Source organism: Flavobacterium sp. DG1-102-2 (assembly GCF_033042555.1).
GTDB lineage: Bacteria > Bacteroidota > Bacteroidia > Flavobacteriales > Flavobacteriaceae > Flavobacterium.
Genome location: NZ_JAWLIK010000004.1, coordinates 129,148 through 155,235 on the forward strand (window position 1 = coordinate 129,148; position 26,088 = coordinate 155,235).

Genomic DNA, 26,088 nt, shown 5'->3' on the forward strand with positions numbered 1-26,088 from the left:
AAGAAAATTCAGAAATGGCTAGAGATTTAAAATTTACAAGAAATATAGGAATTGCTGCTCACATTGATGCTGGTAAAACAACAACTACTGAGCGTATATTATTCTACACGGGTAAATCACACAAAATTGGTGAGGTACACGATGGTGCAGCAACTATGGACTGGATGGCGCAAGAGCAGGAAAGGGGTATTACCATTACTTCTGCAGCGACAACCTGTACATGGAACTTTCCAACAGATCAGGGTAAACCGTTAGCTGATACTCAAGGGTATCACTTTAACATCATCGATACTCCGGGACACGTTGACTTTACCGTTGAAGTAAACCGTTCTCTTAGGGTTCTTGATGGTCTTGTTTTCCTTTTTAGTGCTGTTGATGGTGTTGAGCCGCAATCAGAAACTAACTGGAGGCTTGCTGATAACTACAGAGTTCCACGTATGGGCTTTGTTAACAAAATGGACCGCCAGGGATCTAACTTCCTTGCAGTTTGCCAGCAGGTAAAAGACATGCTAAAATCTAACGCAGTTGCGATCACTTTACCAATTGGTGAAGAAGAGGATTTCAGAGGTGTTGTGGATTTAGTAAAAAACCAGGCTATCGTTTGGCATGATGCTACTCAGGGAGCTACTTTTGATATTATTCCTATTCCTGAAGACTTAGTTGAAGAAGCTAAAGAATTAAGGAGTAAACTTATCGAAGAGGTTGCTGCTTATGATGAAAACCTTCTTGAAAAATACATGGAAGATGAGAACTCAATCACTGAGGACGAAATCAACAATGCATTAAGAAAAGCGACTATCGATATGGCTATCATACCGATGATCTGTGGTTCTTCATTCAAAAATAAAGGTGTTCAGTTCATGCTTGACGCGGTATGTAAATATCTTCCTTCTCCAATGGACAAAGAAGGTATTGTGGGTACAAACCCTGATACTGACGAGGAAATCCTTCGTAAGCCGGATGTAAAAGAGCCGTTCGCTGCTCTTGCGTTCAAAATTGCTACTGACCCTTACGTAGGTCGTCTTGCATTCTTCAGGGCTTATTCTGGCCGTCTTGATGCAGGTTCTTACGTTCTTAATACGCGTTCTGGAAACAAAGAGCGTATCTCTCGTATCTACCAGATGCATGCTAACAAGCAAAACCCAATCGAATATATCGAGGCTGGTGATATTGGAGCTGCTGTAGGATTTAAAGATATCAAAACAGGAGATACTCTATGTGACGAGAAAAACCCAATCGTACTTGAGTCTATGGATTTCCCTGCTCCGGTAATTGGTATCGCAATTGAACCTAAAACAAAAGCTGACGTTGATAAGATGGGTATGGCTTTAGCTAAACTTGCTGAAGAAGATCCAACTTTCCAGGTTAAAACTGACGAGGCTTCTGGACAAACGATCATTTCTGGTATGGGTGAGCTTCACCTTGATATCCTTGTTGACCGTATGAAAAGGGAGTTTAAAGTTGAAGTTAACCAGGGTGAACCTCAGGTTGAGTACAAAGAAGCTTTTACAAGATCTGCACAACATAGAGAGGTTTATAAAAAACAATCTGGTGGACGTGGTAAATTTGCTGATATCGTATTTATTATTGAACCGGCAGACGAAGGTACTGTAGGTCTTCAGTTTATAAACAACGTAAAAGGTGGTAACGTTCCTAAAGAATATATCCCATCTATCGAGAAAGGTTTCAAAGCGGCTATGAAACAAGGTCCTCTTGCAGGATACGAAGTTGACAGCTTAAAAGTAACACTTCTTGACGGATCTTTCCACCCTGTGGATTCTGATGCTCTTTCTTTTGAGTTAGCTGCTAAAATGGGTTACAAAGAGTCTGGCCGTGCTGCCGGTGCTGTTATCCTTGAGCCGATAATGAAAATGGAAGTTATTACTCCTGAAGAAAACATGGGTGATATCGTAGGTGATATCAACCGTCGTAGAGGTCAGGTTAATGACATGGGCGACAGGGCAGGTGCTAAAACTATCAAAGCAAACGTACCTTTATCAGAGATGTTTGGTTATGTTACTACACTAAGAACACTTTCTTCGGGTAGAGCAACATCAACAATGGAGTTTTCTCACTATGCTGAGACGCCTTCTAATATATCAGAAGAGGTTATTAAAAAAGCTAAAGGTAACTAACGGTAACGTTTAATCTTAAAGAAAATGAGTCAAAAAATCAGAATAAAATTAAAATCATACGATCACAGCCTTGTTGACAAGTCTGCTGAAAAGATCGTTAAGACTGTAAAAAGTACTGGTGCAGTTGTAACAGGTCCTATCCCGTTACCTACGCACAAAAAAATATTTACTGTACTTAGGTCTCCACACGTAAATAAAAAATCAAGAGAGCAGTTTGAAGTTAGTTCTTACAAGAGGCTTCTTGATATCTACAGCTCTTCATCTAAAACTATTGATGCCCTAATGAAATTAGAGCTTCCTAGTGGTGTTGAGGTTGAGATAAAAGTGTGATACTATCGCTTTATAATAAATAGCCCCGTTTTTACGGGGCTATTTTTTTTGCTCTGGCCTAATTGGCTGTTTGAGTAGTAAATACAGTGTTTTTTACCTTTAGATTGTCATAATTGCGTTTTATTTCGAATTATTTTACGTAACTATTTGATTATCTAAATTTAATAATTACTTTTGCACCCCTGTTTGGAGTATTCTGTTATTTCAAATTGAAGGGAAATTAATAATTAATAACAATAATTTATGTCTGGGTTAATTGGTAGAAAAATCGGCATGACTAGTATCTTCGATGAAAACGGGAAAAACATCCCGTGTACAGTAATTGAAGCAGGTCCATGTGTCGTTACCCAAGTCAGAACCAATGAGGTTGACGGGTATGAAGCGTTACAGCTTGGTTTCGATGACAAAACAGAAAAGCATTCAACTAAAGCGGCTGTAGGTCACTTTAAGAAAGCTGGTACTGTTGCTAAGAAAAAAGTCGTTGAATTCCAGGATTTCGTAACTGAGCACAAATTAGGAGATGTAATCTCTGTAGACATTTTCGCTGAAGGCGAGTTTGTAGATGTACAGGGTGTGTCTAAAGGTAAAGGTTTCCAGGGTGTTGTTAAGCGTCACGGTTTTGGTGGTGTTGGACAAGCTACTCACGGTCAGCATAACCGTCTTAGAGCGCCGGGTTCTGTAGGAGCATCATCTTATCCTTCACGTGTATTCAAAGGAATGCGTATGGCAGGAAGAACCGGAGGAGAAAATGTAACAGTTCAAAACCTTAGAGTTTTAAAAGTAGTGACTGATAAAAATCTACTTGTGATTAAAGGAGCTATTCCTGGGCACAAAAACTCTTACGTAATCATTCAGAAGTAATGGAAGTAAAAGTATTAGATATCAACGGAAAAGAAACTGGCAGAACGGTAACCCTTTCTGATTCAGTATTCGCAATTGAGCCTAATAAGCATGCTGTATACCTTGACGTTAAGCAATATCTTGCTAACCAAAGACAGGGAACTCACAAAGCTAAAGAAAGAGCTGAGGTTGCTGGTAGTACACGCAAAATTAAAAAGCAAAAAGGTACAGGTACTGCTCGTGCAGGATCTGCTAAAAACCCATTGTTTAAGGGTGGAGGTACTGTTTTTGGTCCAAGACCAAGAAGCTATTCTTTCAAACTTAACAAAAACGTTAAGCGTTTAGCGAGAAAGTCTGCTCTTGCTCTTAAAGCAAAAGAGTCAAATTTGATCGTTGTTGAGAACTTTGAGTTTGAAGCGCCAAGCACTAAAAATTTCATTAACGTTTTGAAAGCTTTAGGGTTAGAGAATAAAAAATCGCTATTTGTGTTGGGTGATTCAAATAAAAATGTATATTTGTCGTCACGCAATTTGAAAGGTTCTAATGTTGTAACTACTTCAGAATTAAACACTTATAATGTTTTACATTCAAATAGTTTAGTTCTTTTAGAAGGTTCGTTAGAAGGGATTGAAGAAAATTTAAGCAAATAATAGGGCTATGAGTATCATAATTAAACCTATCATTACTGAAAAAATAACTAAAGACGGTGAAGTTTTTAACCGTTTTGGTTTTATTGTAGACAAGAAAGCAAACAAGATTCAGATCAAAAAAGCTGTTGAAGCTGCTTTTGGTGTTTCTGTTGTAGAAGTGAATACAATGAATTACAGGGCTGATAGATCGGTTAAATACACTAAGAGTGGTTTAATCACAGGAAAGACAAATGCTTACAAAAAAGCAATTGTACAAGTGCAAGAAGGAGAAACAATAGATTTTTACAACAATATCTAATAGAACATGTCAGTTAGAAAATTAAAACCTATTACCCCGGGTCAGCGTTTTAGAGTTGTTAATAGCTTTGACACTATTACAACTGATAAGCCGGAGCGTTCTTTGATCGCACCGAAAAAAAACTCTGGAGGTAGAAATAGTCAAGGAAAGATGACCATGCGTTATACAGGCGGTGGTCACAAACAAAGGTATCGTATTATCGATTTCAAAAGAGCTAAAGCTGGAATTCCTGCTACAGTGAAAACTATCGAGTACGATCCAAACCGTTCAGCATTTATTTCCCTATTATCATATGCTGATGGAGAGAAAACGTATATCATTGCACAAAACGGACTTCAGGTAGGTCAAACCGTAACTTCAGGAGTTGATGCAGCTCCGGAAATCGGAAACTCTTTACCTTTAAGTAAAATTCCTCTGGGAACTGTTATATCTTGCATCGAGCTACGTCCAGGCCAAGGAGCAGTTATTGCTCGTAGTGCTGGTACTTTTGCGCAGTTAATGGCAAGAGATGGAAAATATGCTACAATCAAAATGCCTTCAGGTGAAACAAGATTAATCTTGTTGACTTGTTCAGCAACAATTGGAGCAGTTTCTAACTCAGACCACCAACTTATCGTATCTGGTAAAGCAGGTAGATCAAGATGGTTAGGTAGAAGACCAAGAACAAGACCGGTAGCGATGAACCCTGTTGATCACCCGATGGGTGGTGGTGAAGGACGTTCTTCTGGTGGTCACCCACGTTCTAGAAAAGGTCTTCCGGCTAAAGGTTACAGAACTCGTTCTAAAGTTAACCCGAGTAATAAGTATATCGTAGAACGTAGAAAGAAATAATAAGTAAGATATGGCACGTTCATTAAAGAAAGGACCTTTCGTTCACTATAAGTTGGATAAAAAAGTTCAGGAAAATATCGAGAAAGGTAATAAAGCAGTTGTTAAGACTTGGTCTAGAGCTTCTATGATTACCCCGGATTTTGTTGGGCAAACTATCGCAGTACACAACGGTCGTCAATTCGTACCGGTTTACGTTACAGAGAACATGGTAGGTCATAAATTAGGAGAGTTTTCACCAACAAGATCTTTTAGAGGTCATGCTGGGGCAAAAAATAAAGGTAAAAAATAATAAGAAGCTATGGGAGTTCGTAAAAGAGAAAGAGCAGAGCAGACCAAAGAGGCTAATAAGCAAATTGCATTTGCTAAGCTGAATAACTGCCCTACTTCACCTAGGAAAATGCGCCTTGTTGCGGATTTAGTAAGAGGTCAGAAAGTAGAATTAGCTCTTAATATATTAAGATTCAGTTCAAAAGAAGCTTCTCGTAAACTTGAAAAATTGTTACTTTCTGCTATTAACAACTGGCAGCAAAAGAACGCTGAAGAGAGTTTAGAGAATGCAGGCTTATTTGTAAAAGAGATCCGCGTAGACGGTGGTATGATGCTTAAGAGGCTAAGACCAGCTCCACAGGGTCGTGCACACAGGATAAGAAAACGTTCTAACCACGTTACTATCGTGCTTGGAGCTACTAATAATAACACACAAAGCAACTAATAGAGATGGGACAAAAAACAAATCCAATAGGAAATCGCCTTGGTATCATCAGGGGTTGGGATTCTAACTGGTATGGTGGAAATGACTACGGTGATAAACTTGCCGAAGATCACAAAATCAGGAAGTATATCCATGCCCGTTTATCTAAAGCTAGTGTGTCTAAAGTGATCATCGAGAGAACGCTTAAACTTGTAACCGTTACTATCACCACTGCTCGTCCGGGTATCATTATCGGGAAAGGCGGCCAGGAGGTAGACAAGTTGAAAGAAGAACTTAAGAAAATCACTGACAAAGAGGTTCAAATCAACATCTTTGAAATCAAAAGACCTGAACTTGATGCTTACCTGGTAGGTACAAGTATTTGTCGTCAGATTGAGAGCCGTATCTCTTATAGAAGGGCAATCAAAATGGCTATCGCTGCTGCTATGCGTATGAACGCAGAAGGTATTAAAGTGATGATCTCTGGCCGTCTTAACGGTGCTGAGATGGCACGTTCAGAAATGTTCAAAGAAGGAAGGATTCCTCTATCAACTTTCAGAGCAGACATTGATTATTCGCTAGCTGAAGCTCACACTACTTATGGTAGAATGGGTATCAAAGTGTGGATCATGAAAGGTGAGGTTTATGGAAAAAGAGATCTTTCTCCGTTAGCAGGTATGGACAAAAAACAGTCTAAATCTTCAGGATCTCAGGACAGGCCACAAGGAAGACCAAACGGTCGCCCGGGTGGTGATAAACCTAACCAACGCAAAAGAAAGTAATTTAAACTAAAGAAGTAAAAATGTTACAGCCTAAAAGAACAAAATACCGTAAGGTACAGAAAGGTAAGATGAAGGGCGTGTCTCAAAGAGGTCACGAACTTTCAAATGGAATGTTTGGTATCAAATCTTTAGATTCGTCTTTTATTACTTCTCGCCAGATTGAAGCAGCCCGTATCGCGGCAACACGTTTCATGAAGAGGGAAGGTCAATTGTGGATAAAAATTTTCCCGGACAAACCGATAACCAAAAAACCTCTAGAGGTAAGGATGGGTAAAGGTAAAGGTGCAGTTGAATTTTGGGCTGCAGTTGTTAAGCCGGGAAGAATCATGTTTGAAGTAGGAGGAGTTCCTTTATCAGTAGCAAAAGAGGCGCTTCGCCTTGCTGCTCAGAAGCTTCCTGTTAAAACTAAGTTTATTGTTGCCAGAGATTTCGAAGCATAATCAAAATTTTATTATGAAACAATCTGAAATAAAAGATCTATCTGCAGCTGAGTTACAAGGTAAACTTGGTGAATTGAGAAAAACATATGCCGACCTAAAAACAGCTCATGCTATATCTCCTATCGAGAACCCGCTACAGATCAGATCTGTAAGAAGGTCTATCGCGAGAGTAGCCACTGAACTAAGCAAAAGAGAGTTACAATAATTGTAGTCTGCTGAAAGATGGAAGAAAAAAGAAATTTAAGAAAAGAGAGAATTGGTGTTGTTACCAGTAATAAAATGGAGAAATCAATCGTGGTTTCTCAAACTACTAGAGTAAAACACCCATTATATGGTAAGTTCGTATTGAAAACAAAGAAATTTGTTGCACACGACGAAACAAACGACTGTAACATTGGAGATACGGTAAAGATCATGGAAACACGTCCTTTATCTAAATCTAAATGTTGGAGGTTAGTTGAAATCATTGAAAGAGCTAAGTAATTATGGTACAACAGGAATCAAGACTAAAAGTAGCAGACAACACAGGAGCTAAGGAAGTTTTAACTATCCGTGTTCTTGGAGGAACGAAAAGACGTTATGCCTCTGTTGGAGATAAGATTGTAGTTTCTATTAAAGATGCAACACCAAACGGAAACGTTAAGAAAGGTGCTGTTTCAACTGCAGTTGTTGTACGTACCAAAAAAGAAGTGAGAAGAGCCGATGGTTCATACATCAGATTTGACGATAACGCTTGCGTATTGTTAAATGCTGCTGGTGAAATGAGGGGAACTCGTGTTTTTGGTCCGGTTGCAAGAGAACTTCGTGAAAAACAATTCATGAAAATTGTATCACTAGCACCAGAAGTGCTTTAATTATTTTAAAGATGATAAAGCTAAAGATAAAATCTGGAGACACGGTAAGAGTAAATGCTGGAGACCATAAAGGTTCTGAAGGTAAAGTACTACGTGTTCTTCGTGAGAAAAACAAAGCGATCGTAGAAGGTGTTAACCTAGTGTCTAAACACACTAAGCCAAGCGCTAAAAACCCTCAGGGTGGTATCGTTAAGAAAGAAGCTCCTATCCATATCTCTAACCTTGCTATTGTAGACCTTAAAACTAAGGAAACTACAAAAACAGGAGTTAGAAAAGAAGGAGATAAGAACGTGAGATTTTCAAAAAAATCTAATCAAGTATTATAGTGATGGCTTACATACCAAGATTAAAAGAAGAATATAAGAGTAGAGTTGTCTCTGCTCTTAAAGAAGAGTTCGGTTATAAAAACGTAATGCAGGTTCCTAAACTTGAAAAAATCGTTTTAAGCCGTGGAGTTGGTGCAGCTGTATCAGATAAGAAACTTATCGATTATGCAGTTGACGAGTTAACAAAGATTACTGGCCAAAAAGCTGTATCTACCATTTCTAAGAAAGACGTTGCGTCTTTCAAACTTAGAAAAGGTATGCCAATTGGAGCTAAAGTAACTTTACGTGGTGAGAGAATGTATGAGTTCCTAGACAGGCTTATCACATCTTCACTTCCACGTGTAAGGGATTTTGGCGGAATTAAGGCTACAGGTTTCGACGGAAGAGGTAATTATAACCTGGGTGTTACTGAACAAATCATTTTCCCTGAAATTGATATTGATAAAGTTAACAAAATATCAGGATTAGATATTACATTTGTAACTTCTGCACAAACTGATAAAGAAGCGAAGTCATTATTAGCAGAATTAGGTTTACCTTTTAAAAAGAATTAAGTTATGGCTAAAGAATCAATGAAAGCCCGTGAGGTAAAAAGAGCGGCGCTTGTAGCAAAATATGCTGAGAAAAGGAAAGCTTTATTAGAAGCTGGAGATTACGAAGGCCTACAAAAACTACCTAAAAACGCTTCTCCTGTACGTGTTCACAATCGTTGCAAACTTACAGGCAGACCAAGAGGTTACATGCGCCAGTTTGGTATTTCACGAGTAACTTTCCGTGAAATGGCTAACAATGGCTTGATACCAGGAGTTAAAAAAGCAAGCTGGTAAAAACAGAATTATAAATGGGTTTCAGGTTCGGCCTTAACAGGCCGAAAACCGTTACCGCAAATTACTAAATATGTATACAGATCCAATCGCTGATTTCTTAACAAGAATCAGGAATGCAGTAAGAGCTAACCACAAAGTGGTAGAGATTCCTGCGTCTAACCTTAAAAAAGAAATCACAAAGATTTTATTTGATCAGGGTTATATCCTTAGCTACAAATTTGATGACAACGCTGTACAAGGCACCATCAAAATTGCTCTTAAGTACGACAAAGAAACTAAAGAGTCTGTAATTAAAGATATCCAAAGAATTAGTAAACCAGGTCTACGTAAATACGCAGGTGCTGATAACCTACCAAGGATCCTTAACGGATTAGGTATTGCTATTGTTTCTACTTCAAAAGGTCTTATGACCGGCAAGCAGGCGAAACAGCAAAATGTAGGTGGTGAGGTAATTTGTTACGTATACTAATAAAAAGACTTATACGATGTCAAGAATAGGTAAAAATCCAATTACAATACCTGCTGGTGTTACTGTAGAAGTAAACGGCAACGTTGTATCAGTTAAAGGTAAAAAAGGCCAGCTTACTCAGGACTTTTCAGATGTATCTGTAAAAGTTGAAGAAGGTCAGGTTTTAGTTGAAAGATCTTCAGATCATAAAGATCACAGATCTAAACACGGTTTATATAGATCACTTATCAATAATATGATTCAAGGTGTAGCCGAAGGCTTTACTAAAGAATTAGAATTGGTAGGAGTAGGTTACAGAGCTTCTAACCAAGGACAGAAATTAGATATTGCTCTAGGTTTTTCTCACAACATCGTTTTAGAGGTTGTGTCTGAAGTAACTGTTGAAACTGTATCAGAAAAAGGGAAAAACCCTATCATCAAACTAGCTTCTCATGATAAACAACTTTTAGGCCAGGTTGCTGCAAAGATCCGTTCTTTCCGTAAGCCTGAACCATACAAAGGAAAAGGAGTTAAGTTTGTAGGTGAAGTATTGAGAAGAAAAGCAGGTAAATCAGCTTAAAAATTAAGACAATGTCATTAAACAAATCTGAAAGAAGACAAAGAATAAAGTTCAGAATCAGAAAGATTGTAAGCGGAACTGCTGCTCAACCTAGACTTTCTGTATTCAGGAGCAATAAAGAAATCTATGCTCAAGTCATAGATGACGTTAACGGTGTAACCCTTGCTGCTGCATCTTCAAGAGATGCAGGTATCACTAAAGGTACTAACATTGAAACTGCTGCGGCTGTTGGAAAAGCAATTGCAGAGAAAGCTTTAAAAGCTGGTGTAGATACTATCTCTTTTGACAGAGGTGGTTACCTTTACCACGGACGTGTTAAATCATTAGCTGAAGGCGCAAGAGAAGCCGGACTAAAATTCTAAGAAATTATGTATCATAGTTATAAAAACGTAGAACTTGTAAAACCAAGCGGTCTTGAACTTAAAGATCGTTTGGTAAGTGTAAATCGTGTTACTAAAGTTACAAAGGGTGGTAGAGCGTTTGGCTTTTCTGCAATTGTAGTTGTAGGGGACGAGAATGGAGTGGTAGGTCACGGTCTTGGTAAATCTAAAGATGTATCTGAAGCTATTGCTAAAGCAGTAGAAGATGCTAAGAAAAACCTAGTTAAGATCCCACTTTCAGGACAGTCTGTACCTCACGAGCAAAAAGGTAAATTTGGTGGTGCACGTGTACTTCTTATGCCTGCTTCTCACGGTACCGGAGTTATTGCCGGTGGTGCTGTTCGTTCAGTACTTGAGTCAGTTGGTATTCACGATGTATTATCAAAATCTCAGGGTTCATCTAACCCTCACAATGTAGTTAAAGCTACTTTTGATGCTTTACTTCAAATGAGAAGCGCTGTTACTGTTGCAAAACAAAGAGGTGTTTCATTAGAAAAAGTATTCAAAGGTTAATTCACAAGGAAATCATGGGAAAAATAAAAGTAAAACAAGTAAAGAGCAAAATCAATTGTCCTCTTACACAAAAGAGAACGCTTGAGTCTTTAGGTCTTCGTAAATTAGGACAAGTTGTTGAACACGATGCAACTCCTGCTATCCTTGGAATGGTAAACAAAGTTAAACACTTAGTTTCTGTAGAAGAAGCTAACTAACAAAATACACTCATGGATTTAAGTAACTTACAACCAGCTGAAGGTTCAGTTCACAATAAAAACAAAAGGCTAGGTAGAGGAGAAGGTTCTGGTAAAGGTGGTACTGCGGCACGTGGACACAAAGGAGCTAAATCTCGTTCTGGTTATTCTAAGAAAATTGGTTTTGAAGGTGGTCAGATGCCATTACAAAGACGTGTTCCTAAGTTTGGTTTTAAAAACATCAACCGTAAAGAATACGAAGGTGTAAACCTTGACACGCTTCAAGCTCTGGTAGATAACGGAATCGTTACTGATACTGTAGATTTTACAGTATTTGTTGACAACCGCTTAGCTACTAAAAATGAAATGGTAAAGATATTAGGAAGAGGAGAGCTTAAAGCAAAACTAAAAGTAACTGCTCACAAATTTACTGCTACTGCTAAGGCTGCTATCGAAGCTGCTGGTGGAGAAGCTGTAACTTTATAATCTTTATAATTCAAATGAAGAAATTTTTCGAAGCGTTTGCCAATGTCTGGAAAATAGAAGAACTAAAAAATAGAATTTTAGTTACTTTGGGATTGTTACTAGTGTACCGTTTTGGTGCACATGTAACCTTACCCGGTATTGATGCTACACAATTAAACAAATTATCGGATCAAACCCAGGGAGGTATTGGCTGGCTTATCGATGTATTTACAGGTGGTGCGTTCTCGCAGGCATCTGTATTTGCATTGGGTATCATGCCTTACATTTCTGCTTCGATTGTTGTACAGCTAATGGGTATTGCGGTGCCTTACCTTCAAAAATTGCAAAAAGATGGCGAGAGTGGAAGAAAGAAGATCAACCAGATTACACGTTGGTTAACTATTCTTATTACTCTTGTTCAAGGTCCTGGTTATATCTATAACCTTTACAGAACCCTTCCGGCAGAAGCATTCCTGCTTCCGTCAACATCTGCTGCATTTATCTTCTCATCTGTAGTTGTTCTTGCAACCGGTACCATCTTTGCGATGTGGCTAGGTGAAAAGATTACAGATAAGGGTATTGGTAATGGTATATCGCTGCTTATATTAGTAGGTATTATCGCTAGGATGCCTCAGGCTTTCATTCAGGAATTTACTTCGGTAGTTACTGAGAATAATGGAGGTCCGTTAAAATTACTTCTTGAAGTTGTTGTATGGTTAGTAATCATTATTGCTTGTATCCTTATGGTTATGGCGGTGAGAAAAATACCAGTACAATATGCAAGAAGGACTACATCTGGCGATTTTGAACAAGACATGTTGGGCGGAAACAGGCAATGGATACCGTTAAAGCTAAACGCTTCGGGAGTTATGCCTATAATCTTTGCTCAGGCTATTATGTTCATACCTGCCGCATTAGCAGGACTTTCCAAGTCTGATACGGCTCAAACTATCACTTCTCAATTCCAGAATGTGTTCGGTTTAGCCTACAATGTAGTTTTTGCTTTATTAATCATAATTTTTACTTACTTTTACACCGCGATTACGGTGCCTACTAATAAGATGGCTGACGACCTTAAAAGAAGTGGTGGTTTTATACCTGGTGTTAAGCCTGGTGTTGAGACCGGAGACTATCTTGACAAGATCATGTCGTTGATCACTTTTCCTGGTTCATTGTTCTTAGCACTTATAGCCGTGTTCCCGGCAGTAGTGTTTAACTTTGGAGTTCAGCAGCAGTGGGCATTATTCTATGGTGGTACATCACTGTTAATTATGGTCGGGGTTGCGATCGATACTATTCAGCAGATAAACTCTTATCTATTGAATAAGCATTACGACGGTTTGATGAAAAGTGGTAAGAATAGAAAAGCAGTAGCTTAAAAATTTTTATGGCAAAACAATCAGCAATAGAACAAGACGGATCTATAATTGAAGCATTATCAAATGCTATGTTCCGTGTTGAATTAGAAAACGGGCATATAGTAATTGCTCACATTTCAGGAAAAATGCGTATGCACTATATCAAATTGTTACCTGGTGACAAAGTGAAACTGGAAATGAGCCCTTACGATTTGTCCAAAGCAAGAATTACTTATAGATACTAAAGCTATTAAAATGAAAGTAAGAGCATCAGTTAAGAAAAGAAGTGCCGAGTGCATCATTGTGCGTAGAAAAGGCAGATTATATGTTATTAACAAAAAGAATCCTAGATTTAAACAAAGACAAGGATAATTATGGCAAGAATTGCAGGGGTAGACATACCTAAAAACAAAAGAGGAGTTATTGCTTTAACTTATATCTTCGGAATTGGTAACAGCAGAGCTAAAGACATACTTGAAAAAGCTAATGTTAGCGAAGACAAAAAAGTACAGGAATGGAATGACGACGAAATAAGCGCTATTCGTGAAGCTGTATCTTTTTTAAAGATTGAAGGTGAACTTCGTTCTGAAATCTCATTAAACATCAAACGTTTAATGGATATCGGATGCTACAGAGGTATCCGTCACAGAGCTGGTCTTCCATTACGTGGACAACGCACTAAGAACAACTCAAGAACAAGAAAAGGTAAGAGAAAAACTGTTGCTAACAAGAAAAAAGCAACTAAATAATAAGTAGTATGGCTAAAGCGAATACAAAAAAACGTAAAGTTATTGTAGAATCTACAGGTGAAGCTCATATCAGTGCTACTTTCAATAACATCATCATTTCTTTGACTAACAAAAAAGGTGAAGTTATTTCTTGGTCATCTGCAGGTAAGATGGGCTTCAGAGGTTCTAAAAAGAACACTCCGTATGCAGCTCAGATGGCAGCAGAAGATTGTAGTAAAGTAGCTATTGAGGCTGGTCTTAAGAAAGTAAAAGTTTACGTTAAGGGTCCTGGAAATGGTAGAGAATCTGCTATCAGGTCTCTTCACAATGGAGGAATAGAAGTTACAGAGATCATCGACGTAACTCCACTACCACACAATGGTTGTCGCCCTCCAAAAAGAAGAAGAGTATAATTATAGTATAATCACAAACAGGGCAAAGGATTATCGGAGGATACGACCTGAATTCATAATCCCCTGTTTATTAATTTTTAGAAATGGCAAGATATACTGGTCCAAAAACAAAAATCGCCCGTAAATTCGGTGAAGCGATCTTCGGAGATGATAAATCTTTCGAAAAAAGAAATTACCCTCCGGGACAACATGGTTTGGCTAAAAAGAGAGGTAAAAAATCTGAATATGCTGTTCAGCTTATGGAAAAGCAAAAAGCTAAGTACACTTACGGTATTCTTGAAAAACAATTCAGGAACCTGTATGAAAAAGCTGCTGCATCTAAAGGTGTAACAGGTGAGATCCTATTACAACTTTGTGAAGCAAGACTTGACAACGTGGTATACAGAATGGGTGTTGCTCCTTCAAGAAGGGCTGCAAGACAAATCGTATCTCACAGGCATATTACAGTAAATGGTGAAGTGGTAAACATTCCTTCTTACCACCTAAAACCAGGAGATAAAGTTGCTGTGCGTGAGAAATCTAAATCTTTAGAAGCTATCGATCGCTCTTTATCTAATGCTGCTCAGGTTTATGAGTGGATAACTTGGAACAACGATACAAAAGAAGGTACTTTTGTTTCAGTACCTGCCAGGCTTCAAATCCCGGAAAACATCAAAGAACAACTAATCGTAGAGTTGTATAACAAATAATAATTGACATTAGTCGAAAATATGGCAATATTTAATTTTCAAAAGCCCGATAAAGTTATCATGATCGATTCTACCGATTTCCAAGGTAAATTTGAATTTAGACCTTTGGAACCGGGATATGGACTGACTGTTGGTAACGCACTTAGAAGAGTTTTACTTTCTTCATTAGAAGGTTATGCAATAACTTCAGTTCGAATTGAAGGAGTTGACCATGAGTTCTCTACAATAGCAGGGGTAGTTGAAGATGTTACTGAAATCATCCTGAACTTAAAACAAGTTCGTTTCAAACGTCAGATAGAAGACATCGATAACGAATCTGTTTCTGTTTCTTTTACAGGAAAAGACCAGCTTACAGCAGGTGATTTCCAGAAGTATATTTCAGGATTCCAGGTGTTAAACCCTGACTTTGTTATCTTTAACATGGACAGCAAAATAAACATTAACCTTGAACTTACTATCGAGAAAGGTAGAGGTTATGTGCCTGCAGAAGAGAACAAAAAGCAAAACGCAGCGATAGGAACTATTTTTACAGATTCAATCTTTACTCCGGTAAAGAATGTAAAATATGCGATAGAAAACTTCCGTGTTGAACAAAAAACAGACTACGAAAAACTGGTTTTTGAAATCATCACTGACGGATCTATTCATCCTAAAGAAGCGCTTACTGAGGCAGCAAAAACACTGATTCACCACTTTATGCTGTTCTCTGATGAAAGGATAACACTTGAGGCCGATGAAATTGCACAAACAGAATCATACGATGAGGAATCATTACATATGAGACAACTGCTTAAAACTAAGCTTGTTGATATGGATCTTTCTGTAAGAGCATTAAATTGTTTAAAAGCGGCTGAAGTTGATACATTAGGAGACTTAGTATCGTTCAACAAAAATGACTTAATGAAGTTCCGTAATTTTGGTAAGAAATCGTTAACAGAGCTTGACGAACTTGTTGCTTCTAAAAATTTACACTTCGGAATGGACTTAACGAAATATAAATTAGATAAAGAATAATCTGAACCCATCGGGTTTAAATTACAACAGCAATGAGACACGGAAAGAAATTTAATCATTTAAGCAGGCAGCAAGGTCATAGAAGAGCTATGCTTTCTAACATGGCTTGCTCGCTAATAGAGCACAAGCGTATTAATACGACTGTTGCTAAAGCTAAAGCGCTTAAACAATATATTGAGCCTCTAGTTACAAAATCAAAAGAAGATACAACTCACAACAGACGTATCGTATTCGCTTACCTTCGCAACAAATATGCTGTTACTGAACTTTTCAGGGAAGTAGCTGCTAAAGTTGGTGATCGTCCGGGTGGATATACACGTATCATTAAGCTTGGTAACCGTCTTGGTGACAACGCTGACATGGCGATGATTGAGCTTGTAGACTTTAATGAACTGTACAACGCTACTAAAAAAGAAGCTAAGAAAACAACTCGTAGAAGCCGTACAGCTAAAAAAGCTGACACTGTTGACGCTACAGTTGCTGAAGCTCCTGTAAAAGAAGCTCCTGCAGTTGATACTGAAGAGAACAAAGAAGCTACTGAATAATCATGAATTCATTGATTTTTCAATAATACAAAAAAGGATAAACTTTATAGTTTGTCCTTTTTTTTTGCCCTACTTGAACTTTTTATATAAACCAAATGGTATGAACGTTTTAGAAAGCCAATTTTTTGAAGTAAATTTGCACCCCAGAGGAAAACAACAAACTAGTAAATGAAATATTCAAATCGAAACCAGGCAATTCTCCTTTTAGCTGACGGTACTGTATTTTACGGTAAATCTATAGGTATCGAAGGAACAACTTTTGGAGAAGTATGCTTTAATACCGGTATGACCGGTTACCAGGAAATTTTTACCGATCCGTCTTACTTTGGGCAGATCATGGTGGCATCTAATGCGCACATAGGTAATTATGGTACAAATGAAGAGGAAATAGAGGCTGAGCAAATTATGATTTCAGGCCTGGTATGTAAAAATTTCAGTTTTAATCATTCAAGGGTTAACTCAACAAAGAGCCTGAAAGACTATTTTGAAGAACAAAACCTTGTTGCTATATCTGATGTGGATACAAGGGCACTTGTTAGTTATATTCGCGACAATGGGGCTATGAATGCGGTTATCTCTACTGACGGGTCTTCTATAGAGGAGCTTAAGGAGAAGCTTGCGGCTGTGCCTGATATGAAAGGATTAGAGCTTTCATCTAAGGTTTCTACTAAAGAACCTTACTTTATAGGTAACCCGGATGCTAAATATAAAATCTCGGCTCTTGACCTTGGCATCAAGAAGAATATTCTTAGAAACCTTGCGAAGAGAGACTGTTATATTAAAGTATTCCCGTATGATGCTACGTATGAGGATATGAAAAGCTTTAGCCCCGATGGTTATTTCCTTTCTAACGGTCCCGGCGATCCGGATCCGCTATTCTCTGCACAGGAAACCGCGAAGAATATACTTGATAATAATGAGCCGGTATTTGGTATATGTTTAGGCCACCAGGTCTTAGCATTGGCTAACGGTATATCTACTTACAAGATGTTTAACGGGCACAGGGGAATTAACCATCCGGTTAAGAACCTGGTTACCGGTAAAGGAGAGATCACTTCTCAAAACCACGGCTTTGCGGTGGTGAGGGAAGAGCTTGAAAAACATCCTGATTTTGAAATCACTCACGAGCACGTTAACGACGGAACGGTTGCAGGTATGCGTATGAAGAGCAAAAACTGCTTCTCGGTGCAATACCACCCGGAGGCTAGTCCTGGTCCGCATGATGCGACATACCTTTTCGATCAGTTTATTGAAAATATCGAAAACGGTAAAAGATAATATTTCAATTTGGGCTAATTTTTTAATTAGCCCATTTTTTTTGTTTTTGAAAAGCTGTAAAATATTATTTATTCGCTAAAACGTTTGCGTTTATAAGTTTTTCGAATTTGATGCGTTTGATTTTTCAAAATGTTTAAATTTGTTAGGTTTCACAAAAAAGTATATAACAACAAAAAACTATATAATGAGCATTATTATTAAAGTACACGCAAGGCAGATATTAGACTCTCGTGGAAATCCTACAGTAGAAGTAGATGTAATTACAGAAAACGGAATTCTTGGCAGGGCTGCTGTTCCATCTGGAGCATCTACAGGAGAGCACGAAGCTGTTGAGCTGCGTGACGGTGGTAAAGCCTACATGGGTAAAGGTGTTTCTAAAGCTGTTGAAAATGTTAACACGACTATCGCAGGAGAAATCGTTGGTATGTCTGTTTTTGAGCAGAATGCTATTGACAAAGCGATGATTGAGCTTGACGGTACAGCTAATAAGTCAAACCTTGGTGCTAACGCAATCCTTGGTGTTTCTCTTGCTGTAGCAAAAGCCGCTGCTAATGAACTTGGGCTTCCTTTATACCGTTACATTGGTGGTGTTTCTGCTAATACGCTTCCTGTACCTATGATGAACATCATTAACGGTGGATCTCACTCTGATGCGCCTATCGCATTCCAGGAGTTTATGATCATGCCAGTTAAAGCTACAAGCTTTACTCATGCAATGCAGATTGGTACTGAGGTTTTCCATAACCTTAAAAAAGTGCTTCACGACAGAGGTCTTAGCACTGCTGTAGGTGATGAAGGTGGTTTTGCACCAAACTTTGAAGGTGGTACTGAAGATGCTATAGAAACTATTAAAAAAGCTATTGAAAATGCAGGTTACACTTTTGGTGTAGATATTAAACTTGCGTTAGACTGTGCTGCTTCAGAATTTTATGTAAACGGTAAATACGACTACACTAAATTTGAAGGCGAAACGGGTAAAATAAGAACTTCTACTGAGCAGGCAGATTATCTTGCTGAGCTTGCAACAAAATACCCAATTATCTCTATTGAGGATGGTATGCAGGAAAATGACTGGGAAGGATGGAAATATCTTACTGAGAAAATTGGTGACAGAGTACAGCTTGTAGGTGACGATTTATTTGTTACTAACGTTGAGCGCCTTGCTAAAGGTATCGAAACTTCAACCGCTAACTCTATACTTGTAAAAGTAAACCAGATTGGCACTCTTACAGAAACTATTTCTGCTGTTAACATGGCACATAATGCAGGTTACACATCTGTAATGTCTCACCGTTCAGGAGAAACTGAAGATAATACTATTGCCGACCTTGCTGTTGCCCTTAACTGTGGCCAGATCAAGACCGGATCTGCTTCAAGAAGTGACCGTATGGCAAAATACAACCAATTGCTAAGAATTGAAGAAGAATTAGCTGATGTAGCTTACTTCCCTGCTGAAAAAGCGTTTAAAGTAAAACAATAAGCATTATACTGCTATATATTTAAAAGCCATCCGGAGGGATGGCTTTTTTTATTGCAAATTCTAAATAGAAGGCTTCAAATTCTAAACGGGACAGTTTTTAATCATATTGAAATGATACATTTGTTTTATTAATTACGGCATATGAAAATTTTTAAAATTCTTCTGCTAACGGGTGTATTATTTTTTGTGTCATCTAAAGCGTTTTGTCAGGTAAAGGTGCTGGACAGTCTTTTTATTGAACTAAACAAAACATCTGCCGATACAGAAAAAGTATACCTGCTTAACGATATTGCCAGCGAATATGCTGACACCAGTCCGGCGAAAATGCTTGAATATGCAAAAAAAGCATTGATACTTTCGCACAAAAAAGGTTTGCAGCGGGAAGAAGGTACCTCGTGGTTTAATGTAGGCAATGCTAATGTCATGCTCAGCAGGTATGCTGAGGCGTTAAAAAGCTATACTAATGCACAATCTATCTTTGAACAACTCTTAAAAAGCGTCCCTGCATCAGAAAAAAACAGTATTAAAAACAAACTGGCTATAACGTACGGTAGCATAGGCGTTGTGTGTTCTGAACAAAATAACTATGCCAAAGCACTCGAATATTGTTTTAAGGCGCTTAAACTTCAGGAAGAGACCAAGGAAGAAGAGTATATGTCGCATTCCTATAATAATCTTGGAATTGTTTACAAAGAGCAAAGAGAATATACAAAAGCGTTAGAATACTACAATAAGGCACTTTGGTTACAAAAAAAATTGGGTAACGACGATTCGGGAGCAGTTACAATATCTAATATTGGTGAAATCTACCTGTTGCGAAACGAACCTGACAAAGCGCTGGCATCGTATAAAGAAGCGGAGATAATGCTTGTTGAAACGGGCAATAAAAGCGCATTGGCAGAATTATATAACAAGCTTGGCGACTATTATGTAAAAACCACAGATTATAAACAGGCAGAACAGACATACCATAAGGCACTAAGCATATTTGAAGAAATAGGTGAGAAGTTCGGTGCGTCGGCATCATTTGGTGCTTTGGGTAATGTATGTGCTAAACAGGACCAGAAAGGTAAAGCCATAAGTAATCTGATGAAATCATCGGCTTTAGCCAAAGAGATTGGTGTTTTTGAACATGTAAAGGATGCTGAGAAAACACTAAGCGATATATACGAAAAATCGGGGGATGCTGCACAGGCTCTTAGCCATTACAAAAAATATAGCGCTGCTAAAGAGAGGATTGATGATGCTGAAAACATTAAAAGCATGGTTCGGGAAGAAATGAACTATGAGTTTGAACGTAAGGAAGCATTGCAGAAAGCCCAGACTGAAAAACGCCAGATGATGTTTGACGAACAGGCGAAAAGGCACAATCTCCAGATGATTTTTACCGCATTGTTTATCCTTCTTCTTTTTGGAATTGCCTTTTTGATATACAACAGGCTTCAGCTGAAAAAAACACTCACACTGCAACGGGATTTGGCCGAGTATGAGCAAAAAGCACTGCACTTACAGATGAATCCACATTTTGTATTTAACTGCCTCGGGTCTATATCCAGTTTTATTGTGCAGAATGGTAAAGAGTCGGCCATAAAATACCTGTCTAAGTTCTCTAAGCTTATGCGCCTTACGCTGGAATATTCTAAAGAATCGCTGATACCTATCGATAAAGAAATTGAAGGATTGCAGAACTATCTCGAACTCGAGCAGCTGCGATTTAATAATATATTTGATTTTGTTATTACTAAAGATACTGCCATTGAAGACGATATGGCGCTGCCACCATTATTGTTACAGCCTTTTGTTGAAAATGCCATTATACATGGATTAGTGCCCAAAAAGCGAAGAGGCTTCATTAGCGTTGATTTTAAACTTAACGGTGATAAACTGGTTTGCACGGTGACTGATGACGGTATAGGCTTTAATAAATCGAAACAATTAAAGGAGAATTCAGTTACGGTGCATAAATCTATGGCGCTGGAAATAACGAGGAAAAGGCTTGAGGTTATTCAGGCATTTACATCTAAAACATCGCAGGTGGAAATACAGGAACTTACCGATGGAAATGGTCAGCCTGCCGGTACAAAAATTATATTAAATTTACCTATTCAATACTCACCCAACTAATTATGATTACAGCGCTGCTTATAGATGACGACGGCAACCTGAGAAACGGTATGAAAGGCCTTTTAGAAATGTATGCTCCCGATATTGAAATACTTGGAGAGGCAGACAGCGTAAAAGGAGGTATCGTAGCTATAGAAAAACATAAGCCGGATGTTATATTTCTGGACATTCAGCTAGGTGACGGTACCGGATTTGATATTCTTGAGCAGCTGCAACAAAAAAAAGGCAGCCTGTCTTCGCATGTTGTTTTTATAACGGCACACGAAGAGTTTGCGCTTAAGGCATTTCGTTTTAGTGCACTTGATTACCTGCTTAAACCGGTGGATCCCGAAGAGCTTAAAAAGGTTATTGAAAAAATAAAAAAAGTGCTTACTACTAATGACAGCTATGCACATATCGACTTGCTTCTTGAAAACATAAGAAAGAAAGTAGATAAATTTAAAAGGATTGCGCTTTCAACATCAGATGGCATCCACCTGTTTGAAGTAAGCGATATCATCCGTTTAGAATCGCAGGATAATTATACCAAGTTTTATATAAAAGATAACAAGCCGGTGCTGATCGCCAAGACGCTTAAAGAATATGAAGATATGCTTTCTGAGCAGGGCTTCGAAAGGATTCACCAGTCGCATCTTATCAATCTGGCTTATCTAAGGTCGTATATTAAAAAAGATGGTGGCTATGCAGTAATGGCAGATAATAGCAATCTTCCTATATCCCAGCGTAAAAAGGAACGCTTGCAGGAGCTTTTAAAGGCATTGTAGTGCAAATTCTAAATGAATGACGTCGAATTCTAAATGAGGTTGGCGGTTCATTCGCGAAAAAATTATATTTGGAAAACTAAACAAAGACTAAATTACCATACCGATGAAAAGAATACTACTTTATTTGTTGCTTTTGAGTTCCTGCATTGCGGGCGCCCAGGCAATTGTAGTACCCGATGCTAATTTTAAAGCAAAGCTTTTAGCAGCAAATACTACAAACAATATTGCTAAAGACAGCAGTGGCGACTCCATTGAGATAGACACAAATTATGACGGTGTCATTTCTCAGGAGGAAGCCCAGGAAGTAAGGGAGCTTTACATTGCTGCATCTGGTATCACATCTTTGTCCGGTATAGAATATTTTACGAACCTGAGAATATTGGATTTCAGCCATAATAACATTACCACGTTTGACGCAACCCCTCTTGAAGACCTGCGTAGCCTTACCTGTACCAGTAATGGAATGACTTCTTTACTGGTTAACGATCTTTCTCATCTTGAAGTGTTAGACTTTGGATCAAACAATGTTGCTGCAATAAACCTTACAGGTCTTGACAGCCTTAAAGAGCTGACCACTTATTTTAACCCGGCTATAAGTTCTCTGGATCTTTCAGGTTTAGAGTACCTTGAAATGCTTAATTGCAATGCCAATAACTTGTCGGTGCTTGATGTCTCTATGCTGGTAAACCTTAGTAGTATAAACTGCTCTAACAATAATCTGACGACGTTAGACCTTAGCGCGAATGTTAATTTAGAAAGCGCTTCATTTTTTGCAAATGACCTGGTGACCATATTTTTAAAAAACGGAAAAAATGAAAGTTTCGATCCTGCCAACTGGATAGAAAACACAACACTTGAATATATATGTGCTGACGAATCTCAAATAGAGGCACTTCTTGACCAGACTGGTATGCTTTCTAATGTTCAGATAAACTCATACTGTTCTTATGAGCCGGGAGGTGTGTACAATCGTATTGTAGGAACCATACGGTTTGATGCGAATGACAATGGCTACGGCGGAGATGATTATGCAATACCATCTTTCAGATTAAAAATTGACGAGGGAGGTTATGAAGACACTATTTTTACAAGAGCTGACGGTACGTATGTTTTTTATGTAGGTACGGGTAATTATACCATTACACCTATGTTTGAGAATGATTATTTTATTGCTGTTCCTGTTACAAGCGCCTATGTAAATTTTCCGGTTCTTACGGGTGTTCAGGAAACCAGGGATTTTAGCATAAAATCAAATGGTACGGTGCATAACGATGTAGAAGTGGTTATGGCGCCAGTTACAAATGCGCGCCCGGGATTTGATGCGGTTTATAAAATGGTTTACAAAAACAAAGGCAACCAGGTGATTGCCTCCGGAGATGTTACCTGCTATTGGGATAGCTCAAGATTAGGGTATGTGGATGTTAGCGAGTCAATAAGCGGAATGGGACCTGATACTTATACATGGAATTATTTTGATTTAAAGCCTTTTGAATCGAGAGAAATTGAAATGACATTAAGCGTAAACAGCCCAACAGATACGCCTGCTGTTAACATAGGCGATGTTCTTGATTTTAATGTGAGCATAAACCCGGGTACAGATGATATGCCTGGCGATAATTCCTTTGATTTTAATCAGGTGGTAGTAGGGGCTTTTGATCCAAACAATATTGTTTGTGTCGAGGGTAGCACTGTTTCTCCGGATAATATCGGAGAATACCTTCATTACATCGTAAATTTTGAAAATACAGGCACGGCTCCGGCAAATTTTGTTGTGGTGCAGATGGATATAGATCCTGACCAGTTTGACCTTACGACATTCAGTTTGATCAATAGTTCAGCAAATACAACTGTAAGGACAACAGGAAATAGGGTAGAGATACGTTTTGACAACATTATGATGGCTGTAGATGGAAATGGTAATTTATTATATAAGATAAAAAGTAGAAATGGCCTGTTAGCCGGAGCTGCTGTTAGCAGCAGGGCAAATATTTATTTTGATTACAATTTCCCGGTTGAAACCGATCCTGCTATTACTACCTTTGGTATTCTTGGTCTTGACGATTTCGATAAGGACAATTCGGTTACAGTGTACCCTAACCCTTCAAAAGATACCGTGACTATCGATACTGTAGATAATACCATAAAATCTATCCAGCTTTATGATATCCAGGGCAGGTTGCTGCAAACGGGAATTGTCAATGAAGTATCAACTTCTGTTGATCTTTCAGGCAGGTCTTCAGGGATTTACATTTTAAAAGTAAATACAGAAAAAGGAATAAAAGTAGAAAAACTGATTAGGGAATAACAGAATTTACTTGTTATATAGAGGCCGGCAGCAATGTCGGCCTTTTTTTTGCCGAACTGTAATTGCGATATAAAATATAGGCAAACTAAATTTTAACTAAGCTATAATAATGGTGAGCTGTATTTGCGTTGAAATGATTCCGGAATATAAACAACGCCTGTTTATGTGTGATATTATGAGTAGGTATTTGCAATTATCGAAATAAATACTGTATCGGCTAAAAGGCCTAACAGGACTACAAAGCACTGTTTGCTCCCTTAAAATGGCCACTTCTAACGGGGTGTAGGTTGAAAACGTTGAATAAACATTAGCCTACACCCCTTAAATTTTACATAATTATCAAAAGTCAATGCGTTAACGTATTGACTTTTGTTTTTTTAGTGGCATATTTAACGATTTTAATAAGTAGTTTTCTTTATAAATAAATTGTAATTTATTAAATTCGCAGGAATATATTTTTCAAAACTATAATTCACACTACAAATGTCAAATACTGCAATATTAGAAATTGATGGCAAAAAGTATGAGTTCCCGGTTATAGTAGGGACAGAAAACGAAACAGCTATCGATATTGATAAACTACGTAGCCTTACCGGCGCTATCACTATAGATCCGGGTTACAAAAACTCAGGCTCATGTAAAAGTGAGATTACTTTCCTTGACGGAGAGCAGGGTATCCTTCGTTACAGAGGATATTCTATAGAAGATCTTGCTGAAAAATCTAACTTCCTGGAAGTTGCTTACCTTCTTATTTTTGAAGAACTGCCTACGGCTGCAGAACTTGAGAAATTTGAAACTAACATAAGGAAATACACTCTTGTTAATGAGGAGATGAAAAACATCATTGACGGGTTTCCTAAAAATGCGCACCCTATGGGAGTGCTCGCGTCACTAACAAGTGCGCTTACTGCATTTAACCCTAAAGCGGTTGATGTTACTAACGAGGCAGAGATGTATGAGGCTGTGTGTAAAGCAATAGGTAAATTCCTTGTTATTGCTACATGGACTTACAGAAAAGCTATGGGTTACCCTCTAAATTATTATGATAACACGATAGGTTATGTAGAAAACTTTATGAAGCTTATGTTCTCGCTTCCTACGGGTCCTTACAATATTGACAAAACAGTTGTAAATGCACTTGATAAGTTATTTATCCTTCATGCTGACCATGAGCAAAACTGTTCTACATCTACAGTAAGAATGGTAGGCTCATCTCATGCAGGCTTGTTTGCTTCAATCTCTGCAGGAGTATCTGCGCTATGGGGGCCGCTTCACGGTGGTGCTAACCAGGCGGTACTTGAAATGCTTGAAGAGATCCAGAATAATGGCGGCGATGCTGATAAATACCTTGCTAAAGCAAAAGATAAAGATGATCCTTTCCGTTTAATGGGCTTTGGCCACAGGGTTTACAAAAACTTTGACCCAAGAGCTAAAATCATTAAAAAAGCAGCAGATGACGTTCTTGCATCTTTAGGTGTTAATGATCCTGTACTTCAAATTGCTAAGAGGCTTGAAGAGGCAGCGCTTCAGGATGAGTACTTCAAATCAAGGAACCTTTACCCTAACGTAGATTTCTATTCAGGAATTATCTATAGGGCTATGGGAATACCTACAGAAATGTTTACCGTACTGTTTGCAATAGGCCGTTTACCGGGATGGATTGCACAATGGAAAGAAATGCGTGTCAACAAGGAGCCTATCGGGCGCCCAAGACAAGTGTATACAGGTTCTCCGCTTAGAGGATTTGTAGATGTAAAAAACAGATAATCAAATTTTGTTTATACAAAAGCCGCTCAGTAGAGCGGCTTTTTTTATTTCATGCTG

The 26,088-nt window shown here is 38.3% G+C and carries 36 protein-coding genes; all 36 read left to right on the forward strand.

Translation table 11 applies throughout. From position 1 onward, the window contains the following. Positions 1-14 precede the first annotated feature (14 nt). Positions 15-2,135: an elongation factor G gene (gene fusA / locus R1T16_RS07730; RefSeq protein WP_317500530.1), complete on the forward strand. Its 2,121-nt coding sequence runs from the start codon at positions 15-17 to the stop codon at positions 2,133-2,135. 24 nt (positions 2,136-2,159) lie between these two features. Next, positions 2,160-2,465: a 30S ribosomal protein S10 gene (rpsJ, locus tag R1T16_RS07735; protein WP_020213633.1), complete on the forward strand. Its 306-nt coding sequence runs from the start codon at positions 2,160-2,162 to the stop codon at positions 2,463-2,465. 243 nt (positions 2,466-2,708) lie between these two features. After that, entirely contained in the window at positions 2,709-3,326 is a 618-nt protein-coding gene (rplC, locus tag R1T16_RS07740; RefSeq protein ID WP_317500531.1) for a 50S ribosomal protein L3, read from the forward strand. Beyond that, the gene (gene rplD, locus R1T16_RS07745; protein ID WP_317500532.1) at positions 3,326-3,955 is read left to right on the forward strand and encodes a 50S ribosomal protein L4; all 630 of its coding nucleotides are present in this window, start codon (positions 3,326-3,328) and stop codon (positions 3,953-3,955) included. Before rplC ends, rplD begins: the two co-directional genes overlap by 1 nt. 7 nt (positions 3,956-3,962) lie before the next feature. Further along, positions 3,963-4,253, forward strand: a complete 291-nt coding sequence (rplW, locus tag R1T16_RS07750; RefSeq protein WP_057671654.1) for a 50S ribosomal protein L23 — start codon at positions 3,963-3,965, stop codon at positions 4,251-4,253. A 6-nt stretch (positions 4,254-4,259) separates the two neighbouring features. After that, positions 4,260-5,084 carry a 50S ribosomal protein L2 gene (gene rplB / locus R1T16_RS07755; RefSeq protein ID WP_317500533.1) on the forward strand — a complete coding sequence of 275 codons (825 nt, stop codon included), beginning with the start codon at positions 4,260-4,262 and terminating at the stop codon, positions 5,082-5,084. A 10-nt stretch (positions 5,085-5,094) separates the two neighbouring features. Further along, entirely contained in the window at positions 5,095-5,373 is a 279-nt protein-coding gene (gene rpsS / locus R1T16_RS07760; RefSeq protein ID WP_317500534.1) for a 30S ribosomal protein S19, read from the forward strand. Positions 5,374-5,382: 9 nt separating this feature from the next. Further along, positions 5,383-5,796 carry a 50S ribosomal protein L22 gene (gene rplV, locus R1T16_RS07765; protein ID WP_317500535.1) on the forward strand — a complete coding sequence of 138 codons (414 nt, stop codon included), beginning with the start codon at positions 5,383-5,385 and terminating at the stop codon, positions 5,794-5,796. 5 nt (positions 5,797-5,801) lie between these two features. Continuing rightward, complete coding sequence (rpsC, locus tag R1T16_RS07770) at positions 5,802-6,557, forward strand: 30S ribosomal protein S3 (protein WP_317500536.1); 756 nt, start codon at positions 5,802-5,804, stop codon at positions 6,555-6,557. Positions 6,558-6,577: 20 nt separating this feature from the next. Next, the gene (rplP, locus tag R1T16_RS07775; protein ID WP_128388599.1) at positions 6,578-6,997 is read left to right on the forward strand and encodes a 50S ribosomal protein L16; all 420 of its coding nucleotides are present in this window, start codon (positions 6,578-6,580) and stop codon (positions 6,995-6,997) included. Between the two features lie 13 nt (positions 6,998-7,010). Then, entirely contained in the window at positions 7,011-7,202 is a 192-nt protein-coding gene (gene rpmC / locus R1T16_RS07780; protein ID WP_317500537.1) for a 50S ribosomal protein L29, read from the forward strand. Positions 7,203-7,219: 17 nt separating this feature from the next. After that, positions 7,220-7,480 carry a 30S ribosomal protein S17 gene (rpsQ, locus tag R1T16_RS07785; protein ID WP_317500538.1) on the forward strand — a complete coding sequence of 87 codons (261 nt, stop codon included), beginning with the start codon at positions 7,220-7,222 and terminating at the stop codon, positions 7,478-7,480. 2 nt (positions 7,481-7,482) lie between these two features. Then, positions 7,483-7,851 (forward strand): 50S ribosomal protein L14, encoded by a 369-nt coding sequence (rplN, locus tag R1T16_RS07790; protein ID WP_007803649.1) that lies wholly within the window; start codon positions 7,483-7,485, stop codon positions 7,849-7,851. 11 nt (positions 7,852-7,862) lie between these two features. Next, the gene (gene rplX / locus R1T16_RS07795) at positions 7,863-8,177 is read left to right on the forward strand and encodes a 50S ribosomal protein L24 (protein ID WP_317500539.1); all 315 of its coding nucleotides are present in this window, start codon (positions 7,863-7,865) and stop codon (positions 8,175-8,177) included. 2 nt (positions 8,178-8,179) lie between these two features. Continuing rightward, the gene (gene rplE, locus R1T16_RS07800; RefSeq protein WP_317500540.1) at positions 8,180-8,731 is read left to right on the forward strand and encodes a 50S ribosomal protein L5; all 552 of its coding nucleotides are present in this window, start codon (positions 8,180-8,182) and stop codon (positions 8,729-8,731) included. Positions 8,732-8,734: 3 nt separating this feature from the next. Further along, positions 8,735-9,004: a 30S ribosomal protein S14 gene (gene rpsN, locus R1T16_RS07805; RefSeq protein WP_317500541.1), complete on the forward strand. Its 270-nt coding sequence runs from the start codon at positions 8,735-8,737 to the stop codon at positions 9,002-9,004. A gap of 70 nt (positions 9,005-9,074) precedes the next feature. Beyond that, a complete protein-coding gene (gene rpsH, locus R1T16_RS07810; RefSeq protein ID WP_317500542.1) occupies positions 9,075-9,473 on the forward strand; it encodes a 30S ribosomal protein S8 in 399 nt (132 codons plus the stop codon). A 16-nt stretch (positions 9,474-9,489) separates the two neighbouring features. Further along, positions 9,490-10,032, forward strand: coding sequence for a 50S ribosomal protein L6 (gene rplF / locus R1T16_RS07815; RefSeq protein WP_317500543.1), 543 nt, complete (start codon positions 9,490-9,492; stop codon positions 10,030-10,032). A gap of 11 nt (positions 10,033-10,043) precedes the next feature. Beyond that, positions 10,044-10,394 carry a 50S ribosomal protein L18 gene (rplR, locus tag R1T16_RS07820; protein WP_317500544.1) on the forward strand — a complete coding sequence of 117 codons (351 nt, stop codon included), beginning with the start codon at positions 10,044-10,046 and terminating at the stop codon, positions 10,392-10,394. A 6-nt stretch (positions 10,395-10,400) separates the two neighbouring features. After that, positions 10,401-10,925: a 30S ribosomal protein S5 gene (rpsE, locus tag R1T16_RS07825; protein ID WP_020213650.1), complete on the forward strand. Its 525-nt coding sequence runs from the start codon at positions 10,401-10,403 to the stop codon at positions 10,923-10,925. A 14-nt stretch (positions 10,926-10,939) separates the two neighbouring features. Continuing rightward, the gene (rpmD, locus tag R1T16_RS07830; RefSeq protein WP_252809343.1) at positions 10,940-11,122 is read left to right on the forward strand and encodes a 50S ribosomal protein L30; all 183 of its coding nucleotides are present in this window, start codon (positions 10,940-10,942) and stop codon (positions 11,120-11,122) included. A 12-nt stretch (positions 11,123-11,134) separates the two neighbouring features. Continuing rightward, positions 11,135-11,587 (forward strand): 50S ribosomal protein L15, encoded by a 453-nt coding sequence (gene rplO, locus R1T16_RS07835; protein ID WP_317500545.1) that lies wholly within the window; start codon positions 11,135-11,137, stop codon positions 11,585-11,587. A gap of 14 nt (positions 11,588-11,601) precedes the next feature. Further along, positions 11,602-12,945, forward strand: coding sequence for a preprotein translocase subunit SecY (gene secY, locus R1T16_RS07840; RefSeq protein ID WP_317500546.1), 1,344 nt, complete (start codon positions 11,602-11,604; stop codon positions 12,943-12,945). A gap of 8 nt (positions 12,946-12,953) precedes the next feature. Next, the gene (gene infA / locus R1T16_RS07845; RefSeq protein WP_007136545.1) at positions 12,954-13,169 is read left to right on the forward strand and encodes a translation initiation factor IF-1; all 216 of its coding nucleotides are present in this window, start codon (positions 12,954-12,956) and stop codon (positions 13,167-13,169) included. Positions 13,170-13,179: 10 nt separating this feature from the next. After that, the gene (ykgO, locus tag R1T16_RS07850; protein WP_002987490.1) at positions 13,180-13,296 is read left to right on the forward strand and encodes a type B 50S ribosomal protein L36; all 117 of its coding nucleotides are present in this window, start codon (positions 13,180-13,182) and stop codon (positions 13,294-13,296) included. 2 nt (positions 13,297-13,298) lie between these two features. Then, positions 13,299-13,673, forward strand: a complete 375-nt coding sequence (gene rpsM, locus R1T16_RS07855) for a 30S ribosomal protein S13 (RefSeq protein ID WP_317500547.1) — start codon at positions 13,299-13,301, stop codon at positions 13,671-13,673. An 8-nt stretch (positions 13,674-13,681) separates the two neighbouring features. Then, positions 13,682-14,065 (forward strand): 30S ribosomal protein S11, encoded by a 384-nt coding sequence (rpsK, locus tag R1T16_RS07860; protein WP_057671687.1) that lies wholly within the window; start codon positions 13,682-13,684, stop codon positions 14,063-14,065. 83 nt (positions 14,066-14,148) lie between these two features. Then, the gene (rpsD, locus tag R1T16_RS07865) at positions 14,149-14,754 is read left to right on the forward strand and encodes a 30S ribosomal protein S4 (RefSeq protein ID WP_317500548.1); all 606 of its coding nucleotides are present in this window, start codon (positions 14,149-14,151) and stop codon (positions 14,752-14,754) included. 21 nt (positions 14,755-14,775) lie between these two features. Next, on the forward strand, positions 14,776-15,768 hold the full coding sequence (locus R1T16_RS07870) for a DNA-directed RNA polymerase subunit alpha (RefSeq protein ID WP_317500549.1): 993 nt from the start codon (positions 14,776-14,778) through the stop codon (positions 15,766-15,768). Between the two features lie 32 nt (positions 15,769-15,800). Beyond that, on the forward strand, positions 15,801-16,313 hold the full coding sequence (gene rplQ, locus R1T16_RS07875) for a 50S ribosomal protein L17 (RefSeq protein ID WP_317500550.1): 513 nt from the start codon (positions 15,801-15,803) through the stop codon (positions 16,311-16,313). Between the two features lie 168 nt (positions 16,314-16,481). Beyond that, positions 16,482-17,591: a glutamine-hydrolyzing carbamoyl-phosphate synthase small subunit gene (gene carA, locus R1T16_RS07880; protein ID WP_317500551.1), complete on the forward strand. Its 1,110-nt coding sequence runs from the start codon at positions 16,482-16,484 to the stop codon at positions 17,589-17,591. A 184-nt stretch (positions 17,592-17,775) separates the two neighbouring features. Further along, positions 17,776-19,071: a phosphopyruvate hydratase gene (gene eno, locus R1T16_RS07885; protein WP_317500552.1), complete on the forward strand. Its 1,296-nt coding sequence runs from the start codon at positions 17,776-17,778 to the stop codon at positions 19,069-19,071. Between the two features lie 141 nt (positions 19,072-19,212). Continuing rightward, positions 19,213-21,195: a tetratricopeptide repeat protein gene (locus R1T16_RS07890; RefSeq protein ID WP_317500553.1), complete on the forward strand. Its 1,983-nt coding sequence runs from the start codon at positions 19,213-19,215 to the stop codon at positions 21,193-21,195. Positions 21,196-21,197: 2 nt separating this feature from the next. Next, entirely contained in the window at positions 21,198-21,959 is a 762-nt protein-coding gene (locus R1T16_RS07895) for a LytTR family DNA-binding domain-containing protein (protein ID WP_317500554.1), read from the forward strand. A gap of 103 nt (positions 21,960-22,062) precedes the next feature. After that, positions 22,063-24,264, forward strand: coding sequence for a T9SS type A sorting domain-containing protein (locus R1T16_RS07900; RefSeq protein ID WP_317500555.1), 2,202 nt, complete (start codon positions 22,063-22,065; stop codon positions 24,262-24,264). A 483-nt stretch (positions 24,265-24,747) separates the two neighbouring features. Then, on the forward strand, positions 24,748-26,031 hold the full coding sequence (locus R1T16_RS07905; RefSeq protein ID WP_317500556.1) for a citrate synthase: 1,284 nt from the start codon (positions 24,748-24,750) through the stop codon (positions 26,029-26,031). The last annotated feature ends 57 nt before the right edge of the window (positions 26,032-26,088 follow it).

What these genes read in the sequence shown, in the direction of transcription:
- fusA (WP_317500530.1), top strand. Translation starts at nt 15, where the DNA reads ATGGCTAGAGATTTAAAATTTACAAGAAATATAGGAATTGCTGCTCAC.
- rpsJ (WP_020213633.1), top strand. Translation starts at nt 2,160, where the DNA reads ATGAGTCAAAAAATCAGAATAAAATTAAAATCATACGATCACAGCCTT.
- rplC (WP_317500531.1), top strand. Translation starts at nt 2,709, where the DNA reads ATGTCTGGGTTAATTGGTAGAAAAATCGGCATGACTAGTATCTTCGAT.
- rplD (WP_317500532.1), top strand. Translation starts at nt 3,326, where the DNA reads ATGGAAGTAAAAGTATTAGATATCAACGGAAAAGAAACTGGCAGAACG.
- rplW (WP_057671654.1), top strand. Translation starts at nt 3,963, where the DNA reads ATGAGTATCATAATTAAACCTATCATTACTGAAAAAATAACTAAAGAC.
- rplB (WP_317500533.1), top strand. Translation starts at nt 4,260, where the DNA reads ATGTCAGTTAGAAAATTAAAACCTATTACCCCGGGTCAGCGTTTTAGA.
- rpsS (WP_317500534.1), top strand. Translation starts at nt 5,095, where the DNA reads ATGGCACGTTCATTAAAGAAAGGACCTTTCGTTCACTATAAGTTGGAT.
- rplV (WP_317500535.1), top strand. Translation starts at nt 5,383, where the DNA reads ATGGGAGTTCGTAAAAGAGAAAGAGCAGAGCAGACCAAAGAGGCTAAT.
- rpsC (WP_317500536.1), top strand. Translation starts at nt 5,802, where the DNA reads ATGGGACAAAAAACAAATCCAATAGGAAATCGCCTTGGTATCATCAGG.
- rplP (WP_128388599.1), top strand. Translation starts at nt 6,578, where the DNA reads ATGTTACAGCCTAAAAGAACAAAATACCGTAAGGTACAGAAAGGTAAG.
- rpmC (WP_317500537.1), top strand. Translation starts at nt 7,011, where the DNA reads ATGAAACAATCTGAAATAAAAGATCTATCTGCAGCTGAGTTACAAGGT.
- rpsQ (WP_317500538.1), top strand. Translation starts at nt 7,220, where the DNA reads ATGGAAGAAAAAAGAAATTTAAGAAAAGAGAGAATTGGTGTTGTTACC.
- rplN (WP_007803649.1), top strand. Translation starts at nt 7,483, where the DNA reads ATGGTACAACAGGAATCAAGACTAAAAGTAGCAGACAACACAGGAGCT.
- rplX (WP_317500539.1), top strand. Translation starts at nt 7,863, where the DNA reads ATGATAAAGCTAAAGATAAAATCTGGAGACACGGTAAGAGTAAATGCT.
- rplE (WP_317500540.1), top strand. Translation starts at nt 8,180, where the DNA reads ATGGCTTACATACCAAGATTAAAAGAAGAATATAAGAGTAGAGTTGTC.
- rpsN (WP_317500541.1), top strand. Translation starts at nt 8,735, where the DNA reads ATGGCTAAAGAATCAATGAAAGCCCGTGAGGTAAAAAGAGCGGCGCTT.
- rpsH (WP_317500542.1), top strand. Translation starts at nt 9,075, where the DNA reads ATGTATACAGATCCAATCGCTGATTTCTTAACAAGAATCAGGAATGCA.
- rplF (WP_317500543.1), top strand. Translation starts at nt 9,490, where the DNA reads ATGTCAAGAATAGGTAAAAATCCAATTACAATACCTGCTGGTGTTACT.
- rplR (WP_317500544.1), top strand. Translation starts at nt 10,044, where the DNA reads ATGTCATTAAACAAATCTGAAAGAAGACAAAGAATAAAGTTCAGAATC.
- rpsE (WP_020213650.1), top strand. Translation starts at nt 10,401, where the DNA reads ATGTATCATAGTTATAAAAACGTAGAACTTGTAAAACCAAGCGGTCTT.
- rpmD (WP_252809343.1), top strand. Translation starts at nt 10,940, where the DNA reads ATGGGAAAAATAAAAGTAAAACAAGTAAAGAGCAAAATCAATTGTCCT.
- rplO (WP_317500545.1), top strand. Translation starts at nt 11,135, where the DNA reads ATGGATTTAAGTAACTTACAACCAGCTGAAGGTTCAGTTCACAATAAA.
- secY (WP_317500546.1), top strand. Translation starts at nt 11,602, where the DNA reads ATGAAGAAATTTTTCGAAGCGTTTGCCAATGTCTGGAAAATAGAAGAA.
- infA (WP_007136545.1), top strand. Translation starts at nt 12,954, where the DNA reads ATGGCAAAACAATCAGCAATAGAACAAGACGGATCTATAATTGAAGCA.
- ykgO (WP_002987490.1), top strand. Translation starts at nt 13,180, where the DNA reads ATGAAAGTAAGAGCATCAGTTAAGAAAAGAAGTGCCGAGTGCATCATT.
- rpsM (WP_317500547.1), top strand. Translation starts at nt 13,299, where the DNA reads ATGGCAAGAATTGCAGGGGTAGACATACCTAAAAACAAAAGAGGAGTT.
- rpsK (WP_057671687.1), top strand. Translation starts at nt 13,682, where the DNA reads ATGGCTAAAGCGAATACAAAAAAACGTAAAGTTATTGTAGAATCTACA.
- rpsD (WP_317500548.1), top strand. Translation starts at nt 14,149, where the DNA reads ATGGCAAGATATACTGGTCCAAAAACAAAAATCGCCCGTAAATTCGGT.
- R1T16_RS07870 (WP_317500549.1), top strand. Translation starts at nt 14,776, where the DNA reads ATGGCAATATTTAATTTTCAAAAGCCCGATAAAGTTATCATGATCGAT.
- rplQ (WP_317500550.1), top strand. Translation starts at nt 15,801, where the DNA reads ATGAGACACGGAAAGAAATTTAATCATTTAAGCAGGCAGCAAGGTCAT.
- carA (WP_317500551.1), top strand. Translation starts at nt 16,482, where the DNA reads ATGAAATATTCAAATCGAAACCAGGCAATTCTCCTTTTAGCTGACGGT.
- eno (WP_317500552.1), top strand. Translation starts at nt 17,776, where the DNA reads ATGAGCATTATTATTAAAGTACACGCAAGGCAGATATTAGACTCTCGT.
- R1T16_RS07890 (WP_317500553.1), top strand. Translation starts at nt 19,213, where the DNA reads ATGAAAATTTTTAAAATTCTTCTGCTAACGGGTGTATTATTTTTTGTG.
- R1T16_RS07895 (WP_317500554.1), top strand. Translation starts at nt 21,198, where the DNA reads ATGATTACAGCGCTGCTTATAGATGACGACGGCAACCTGAGAAACGGT.
- R1T16_RS07900 (WP_317500555.1), top strand. Translation starts at nt 22,063, where the DNA reads ATGAAAAGAATACTACTTTATTTGTTGCTTTTGAGTTCCTGCATTGCG.
- R1T16_RS07905 (WP_317500556.1), top strand. Translation starts at nt 24,748, where the DNA reads ATGTCAAATACTGCAATATTAGAAATTGATGGCAAAAAGTATGAGTTC.